At 59.3% G+C, this 6,008-nt stretch carries 8 protein-coding genes; 5 read left to right on the forward strand and 3 right to left on the reverse strand.

The genetic code is table 11. The features are described from left to right. Together Q0M35_RS16530 and Q0M35_RS16535 are read right to left on the reverse strand one after the other, a co-directional pair. Nucleotides 1-529 (reverse strand): YceI family protein (locus Q0M35_RS16530; protein ID WP_295317372.1); only part of this gene is annotated, 529 nt, incomplete at its 3' end. Nucleotides 530-670: 141 nt separating this feature from the next. After that, nucleotides 671-1,159: a hypothetical protein gene (locus Q0M35_RS16535; RefSeq protein WP_295317373.1), complete on the reverse strand. Its 489-nt coding sequence runs from the start codon at nt 1,157-1,159 to the stop codon at nt 671-673. Nucleotides 1,160-1,424: 265 nt separating this feature from the next. Between Q0M35_RS16535 and rpsF the strand changes: the two genes are divergently transcribed. From rpsF to Q0M35_RS16555, 4 genes are all read left to right on the forward strand, one after another. Continuing rightward, nucleotides 1,425-1,778 (forward strand): 30S ribosomal protein S6, encoded by a 354-nt coding sequence (rpsF, locus tag Q0M35_RS16540; RefSeq protein WP_169640738.1) that lies wholly within the window; start codon nt 1,425-1,427, stop codon nt 1,776-1,778. Nucleotides 1,779-1,804: 26 nt separating this feature from the next. Further along, on the forward strand, nt 1,805-2,032 hold the full coding sequence (gene rpsR, locus Q0M35_RS16545; RefSeq protein WP_011569173.1) for a 30S ribosomal protein S18: 228 nt from the start codon (nt 1,805-1,807) through the stop codon (nt 2,030-2,032). A gap of 10 nt (nt 2,033-2,042) precedes the next feature. Next, a complete protein-coding gene (gene rplI, locus Q0M35_RS16550; protein WP_295317374.1) occupies nt 2,043-2,702 on the forward strand; it encodes a 50S ribosomal protein L9 in 660 nt (219 codons plus the stop codon). A gap of 173 nt (nt 2,703-2,875) precedes the next feature. Next, nucleotides 2,876-3,358: a lytic transglycosylase domain-containing protein gene (locus Q0M35_RS16555; RefSeq protein WP_295317375.1), complete on the forward strand. Its 483-nt coding sequence runs from the start codon at nt 2,876-2,878 to the stop codon at nt 3,356-3,358. Nucleotides 3,359-3,555: 197 nt separating this feature from the next. Here the strand turns inward: Q0M35_RS16555 and tig are convergent, their stop codons facing one another. Beyond that, nucleotides 3,556-4,887, reverse strand: coding sequence for a trigger factor (tig, locus tag Q0M35_RS16560; RefSeq protein WP_295317376.1), 1,332 nt, complete (start codon nt 4,885-4,887; stop codon nt 3,556-3,558). A 249-nt stretch (nt 4,888-5,136) separates the two neighbouring features. On the opposite strand from tig, the gene Q0M35_RS16565 reads away from it, so the two are divergent. After that, the coding region (locus tag Q0M35_RS16565) for an acetate kinase (RefSeq protein ID WP_295317377.1) at nt 5,137-6,008 on the forward strand (872 nt) is incomplete at its 3' end.

Here is a 6,008-nt window from a genome sequence, read left to right on the forward strand (position 1 = left end):
CGAAGGGGGCAAATGCACCCACACCGAAGTCCGAGCGCAGCAGAGTTGTCGTCGCATCAAAACCAGCCCAGGGCTTGCCCGCCTGCGGATGATCGCCGGTCTTGTTGAGCACAGCATCGAGGACCACCGATTTTGTGATGTCGTTCATGGTCAGATCGCCGGTGATTTTAGCCGTGTCCGCACCGGTCACTTCGATACCCGTCGAGGTAAAGGTCACCATATCACCTTCTTCAGCGCCGAAAAAATCGTCGGACATGAAATGCCCTTCACGCTTTTCCCAGCCCGTAAACATGCTCATCACAGGCATGGATACGGTGACCGAAGAGGCTGCGGGGTCTTCCTGGTCAAACATGATCTCGCCCTCAAAACCCGAGAACATGCCGTAGGTTGTCGAAAACCCAAGGTGATCGTAGCTGAAGACCACCTGGCTGTGGCTGGCGTCGAGAACGTATTTTTCCGCGGCCGCGAATGCGCTGCCGGCGGTTACAGTGGCGGCTGCGAGGGCCGTAGCAAAAACGATAGGTTTCATAGTCTGATCTCCCGGGTTGTATTTACACCACGTAAACTGGGCCATCCCGCAGAGAATACAATTATCCAGCGATCAACAGAATGTGCGCGTAAACGAACAGGCCCGCGGCGCGTCCACCCGAGCGACCTGCCGGTCGGCGCCTCAGAGCTTGCCGGCCACACGCAGCGCGGTCACCAGACTGCGGTGCGCGACACGGTCCGCGGCGGCCACTTCGGCAAGCAGCGTTTCGTTCTTGCCCCAGAGCTGAACATGTGTGCCCGAGTTATCGACCCGGGTGAGATCAGCAAAGGCGCAGCGGTCCAGCACCCAGCGGTCGCGCCCCTGCATGCGCACCAGACGGATCTCATGCCGGATGGTGTCAATTTCAACCTTGGGGGCGCCGGGGCGGACAACCCCCTGCAACATCGCAACCCCTGCCATGCCACTTACCGCCGACAGCAGGAGTTTCATCAGGATCAGATCGTGGCTCCAGCTCGCCCCCGGTGCAATCCACAGGCCGACGGCTGTCATCATCAGGGCCGCACCTGCAAGGCCCATCAGCGAGCGGATGATCATCCGGCCACCGTCCACCGCGCGCACCGGTTGCGGTGCGATGGTCTGGAAATTCACTGAACTGAGCGTCACGGACATACCTTCATCCTCCCGATCCTGGTTAAGGAAACGTTAAAATCCTGAAAAAGGACGGAAATAAGACGGCTTGGGGGCCACTGAATGGCGTGTGGCGCGCTTCCGGCAAGGATCCGCCGACAGAGCGCAGGCTTGCGCGCTGCGCCAAAGCGTGTATATCGGCGCTTCCTGCTGCACTACGATTAACCGCGCAGTCTCTCGTGACGGGGCAGCAGCAGGATCAACGCCCCGCCTTTGAAATGCGCTCTGATATAAATGAGGAAGTCACATGCCGCTATATGAGCATGTTATGATCGCACGTCAGGACCTGTCCAACACACAGGCCGAAGGGCTGATCGAACATTTCGGCGCCGTTCTCTCGGACAACGGCGGATCCCTGGTGGATCACGAATACTGGGGCGTCAAAACGATGGCCTACAAGATCAACAAAAACCGCAAGGGCCACTATGCTTTCCTGCGCTCGGACGCTCCCGCGCCGGCCGTTCAGGAAATGGAACGCCTGATGCGCCTGCACGACGATGTAATGCGGGTTCTGACCATCAAGGTCGATGAACACGCCGAGCTGCCTTCCGTGCAGATGCAGAAACGTGACGAGCGCGGCGATCGCCGTGAACGTCGTTGATCAGCCTGAAGAAAAGGACATAACCCATGGCCTCTAAACCATTTTTCCGTCGTCGCAAGGTCTGCCCCTTCTCGGGCGATAATGCGCCGAAAATCGACTACAAGGACACACGTCTGCTGCAGCGCTATATTTCCGAGCGTGGCAAGATCGTGCCCTCCCGTATCACCGCAGTCTCCGCAAAAAAGCAGCGCGAACTCGCGCGCGCCATCAAACGCGCCCGCTTTCTTGCTCTGCTGCCCTATGCTGTGAAGTAAGGAGAACATCATGCAGGTTATCCTTCTCGAACGCGTCGCAAAGCTTGGCCAGATGGGCGAAGTCGTCGATGTGAAACCCGGGTTCGCCCGTAACTTCCTGCTGCCACAGGGCAAGGCACTGTCGGCGTCCAAAGCCAATATCGCAGCCTTTGAGGGTCAGAAAGCGCAGCTTGAGGCCCGCAATCTGGAAACAAAGAAAGAGGCCGAAAACCTCGCGGAGAAACTGGACGGACAGCAGTTCGTCGTGATTCGCTCCGCCTCTGATTCCGGCGCGCTTTACGGTTCTGTAACCACCCGTGACGCAGCCGATGTTGCAACCGAAGCCGGTTTCTCGATCGACCGCAAACAGGTCGTCCTGTCACCGATCAAAGAGCTGGGCATTCACCCTGTTCAGATCGTGCTGCACCCTGAAGTAGATGCAACCATCGAGCTGAACGTCGCACGTTCGCCCGAAGAGGCCGAACTTCAGGCCGCCGGTAAATCCATTCAGGAACTGGCAGCAGAAGAAGAAGCCGCAGCAGACTTCGAAATCCAGGAACTCTTCGACGATATCGGTGCCGCCGCATCCGAAGATGACGCCCTGGCCGAAGCGGCAGGCGTCGAAACAGAGACCGCTGACGAGGCAGGCGAAGCCTCCGGCGATCAGGAAGACACCGCCGGTCGCGGCTGATTTTCCCGGCCTGAAGAAACAAAAACGCCGTGCAGCCCGCTGCGCGGCGTTTTTCTTTGCGCAGCAATCCGCTCAGCTCCTGGCAGCAAAGCGCGCATGACAACTGCGGCATCTGGGCGAAACACGCATCCTGTGTAACAGGCGTTTAAGAGAAACAACTGTGAAAACTGTCCATGTCCTTTTTATCCCGCCGTCCCCTGGCCGGTCTGATGGTCGCACTGATGCTGAGCGCCTGTGCCGGCACCGCGACCGAAGCCCCCGATGTACCGCAGCCGCCCCTCTACCCCAATGAAACAGAAGAGCTGCGCGTTCTGATTAATGACTATGCTGAGCTTTATGACCTGCCGCCGGAGCTCGTTCATCGCCTCGCCATCCGCGAGAGCACCCACCGACCCGAAGCGCGCAACGGTCCCTATTATGGTCTGCTGCAGATCCTGCCCGCGACTGCACGCACCATGGGGTTTGACGGTGAGCCACGCGATCTGCTGGATGCAGAAACCAATCTGAAATATGCGCTGCGTTATCTCAAAGGCGCTTATATGCTGTCGGACGGCGATCATGACGACGCCATCAAATGGTATGCGCGCGGGTATTACTACGAAGCCAAGCGGCAGAATATGCTGGTGGAAACCGGTCTGCGTCGCGGCGCGTCCTGAAATGAAAATGCGCTCCCGCCGGGGGCTTCTGCCTGTGTCCGGTCAGAGAGCGGATCTTCCGTACCGTATCAAACGCCAGTGTCAAAACCTGACCACAGTGCGGCGCGTCTGTGTCCGGGATGACCCGCCCGGGAAAGGCGCATGAAAAAGGCCGCCCCGGTTGCGGAGCGGCCTTCGTTTACTGCGATGTGGCAGGCTTATTCGTCTTCAAGCGCTTCCACGGCTTTCTGCAGATCGTCCTTGGACACTTCCTTTTCAGAAACCTTCGCGTTTTCAAAGACATGGTCGACGACCTTATCTTCGAAAATCGGCGCACGCATCTGCTGCTGCATCTGCTGGTTCTGCTGGACGAACTCAAAGAACTGGCGTTCCTGACCCGGGTACTGACGCGCCTGGTTCATAATGGCCTGTGTCATCTCGGCATCGGTAACCTGCACTTCGGCCTTCTGACCGATATCAGCCAGCAGCAGGCCCAGACGCACCCGGCGCGTGGCCAGCTTTTTGTGCTCGTCGGTGGCTTCGATATCCGGGTGATCGTGGCCTTCGACCTCCGGGTTTTCCTCGTGCCAGAGCTGGTGCGCGATCTGACCGGCTTCTGCCTCCACCAGCGAGGGCGGCAGATCGAAATCAACCATCTTGTCCAGTTCATCAAGCAGTGAACGCTTCATTACGGCGCGTGCGGCACCGGCGTATTCGGCTTCCAGACGCTCGGCGATCTGTGCCTTGAGCGCTGCCAGATCTTCGGCACCGAATTTTGTGGCCAGCTCGTCATTGATCTCGGCGGCGACGGGTTCTTTCACTTCTTTGATGGTGCAGTCGAAAACGGCTTCTTTGCCTTTGAGGTTCTCGGCCTGATAGTCTTCGGGGAAGGATACGGTCACGGCCTTTTCCTCGCCCGCCTTCACCCCCACCAGCTGCTCTTCGAACCCCGGAATGAAGGAGTTAGAACCCAGCGTCAGCGGATAGTCCTCAGCGGCACCCCCGTCGAAAGCCTCACCATCAACACGGCCTACGAAATCCATCACGACCTGATCGCCGTCTTTGGCCTTGGCGCCTTTTTTGCGGGCTTTGAAATCCTGGGCGGTTTCGGCAAGATTCGCGAGGGCCTCATCGATGGCCTCATCACCGGCCCTGGCGACCATTTTCTCCAGCTTGATTTTTGAGAAATCGAGTTCGGGGATTTCAGGCAGTGCCTCATAGGACATCGACACCTCGACGTCGTCGCCCTCTTTCCAGTCCTCATTGGTCATCTTGACCTCAGGCTGCATCGCAGGACGGTCACCGGAAGCCTCAAAATGCTCGTTCATCGCGCCATCGATGCTTTCCTGCATCGCTTCGCCCATGACCTTCTGGCCGAACTGCTTTTTCAGCAGCGCCATCGGCACCTTGCCTTTGCGAAAGCCCTTCATCTCGACCTCGGGCTGGGCCTCGGCCAGTTTCTCGTTGACTTTGGCCTCAAGCTCAGAGGCCGTAACCGTAATGGCGTAGCCGCGTTTCAGACCGTCGTTCAGCGTCTCAGTGACCTGCATGTTTGCTCCATAGAATAAAGCGCGCCGGAGGGCGCGTTGTCGGAAATTTCCGCTCTTCTATGTGTCCCCGCGCCGACGCGCAAGGGGCCTTTGCCGCATTGTCGCGCAGCGCTCGTCCGGGATGCCAAAGGCCCTGCGCAGACCGCTGAAAAGCCGGGGCTGCTCACGGATGCGCTTGCAAATCCGCTCAAAGCCGCGACAGTCACCTTATCCGCCCTCGTTCCGCATCCGCTCAGGGGAGATCGTCATATGCCCCGCGCAGAGGCCATCCTTGTTATCAACGCAGGTTCTTCCAGCCTCAAGTTTCAGGTCTACCACATCACCGGCGACGGGCTCGCCTGTCATCAGAAGGGTCAGATCGACGGCATCGGGACCCGGCCCGCGCTGCAGGTGCGCGACGGCGATGGCGGGGTTCTGAAAGAGCGGTTCTGGCCTGCTGAGACAGTGCCTGATCTGCCGGCGGCGATTGCCATTCTGTCTGACTGGATCAGTGCGCTTGATGACATTCACCTCAGCGCCGTCGGACACCGCGTCGTGCATGGCGGTCCGGATTTCACATCGCCTGTTCTGATGGATCTGCCGACGCTGGAAAAGCTCGGACGGTATCAGGAGCTTGCGCCGCTGCATCAGCCCAATAATCTCGCGCCGATCCGGCTGGCGATGGAAGTGGCACCCGATCTGCCGCAGGTGGCCTGTTTCGACACCGCATTTCACCGTGGCCAGCCGGTGCATGCAGACTGCTATGCCCTGCCGCCGGAGTATTACGATCAGGGTGTTTGCCGTTACGGGTTTCACGGGCTGTCCTACGAGTATATCGCGCAGCGGCTTCCGGAGGTGGCACCGGAGATCGCAGGTGGCCGCGTCATCGTGGCCCATCTGGGCAGCGGCGCGTCCATGTGCGCGCTTAAAAACGGGCGCAGCATCGACAGCACCATGGGGTTTACGGCCCTCGACGGGCTGCCGATGGGCACCCGCCCCGGACAGCTTGATCCGGGCATCGTGCTCTGGCTGATCAGCCACGAGGGCATGTCCGTGGACGAGGTCACAGAGCTTCTCTATCACGGGTCGGGGCTGAAGGGGCTGTCGGGCATTTCCGGCGATATGCGCGACCTGCTGGAGAG

The sequence above is a fragment of the Roseobacter sp. genome (genome assembly GCF_024639605.1).
Classification (GTDB): domain Bacteria; phylum Pseudomonadota; class Alphaproteobacteria; order Rhodobacterales; family Rhodobacteraceae; genus Roseobacter.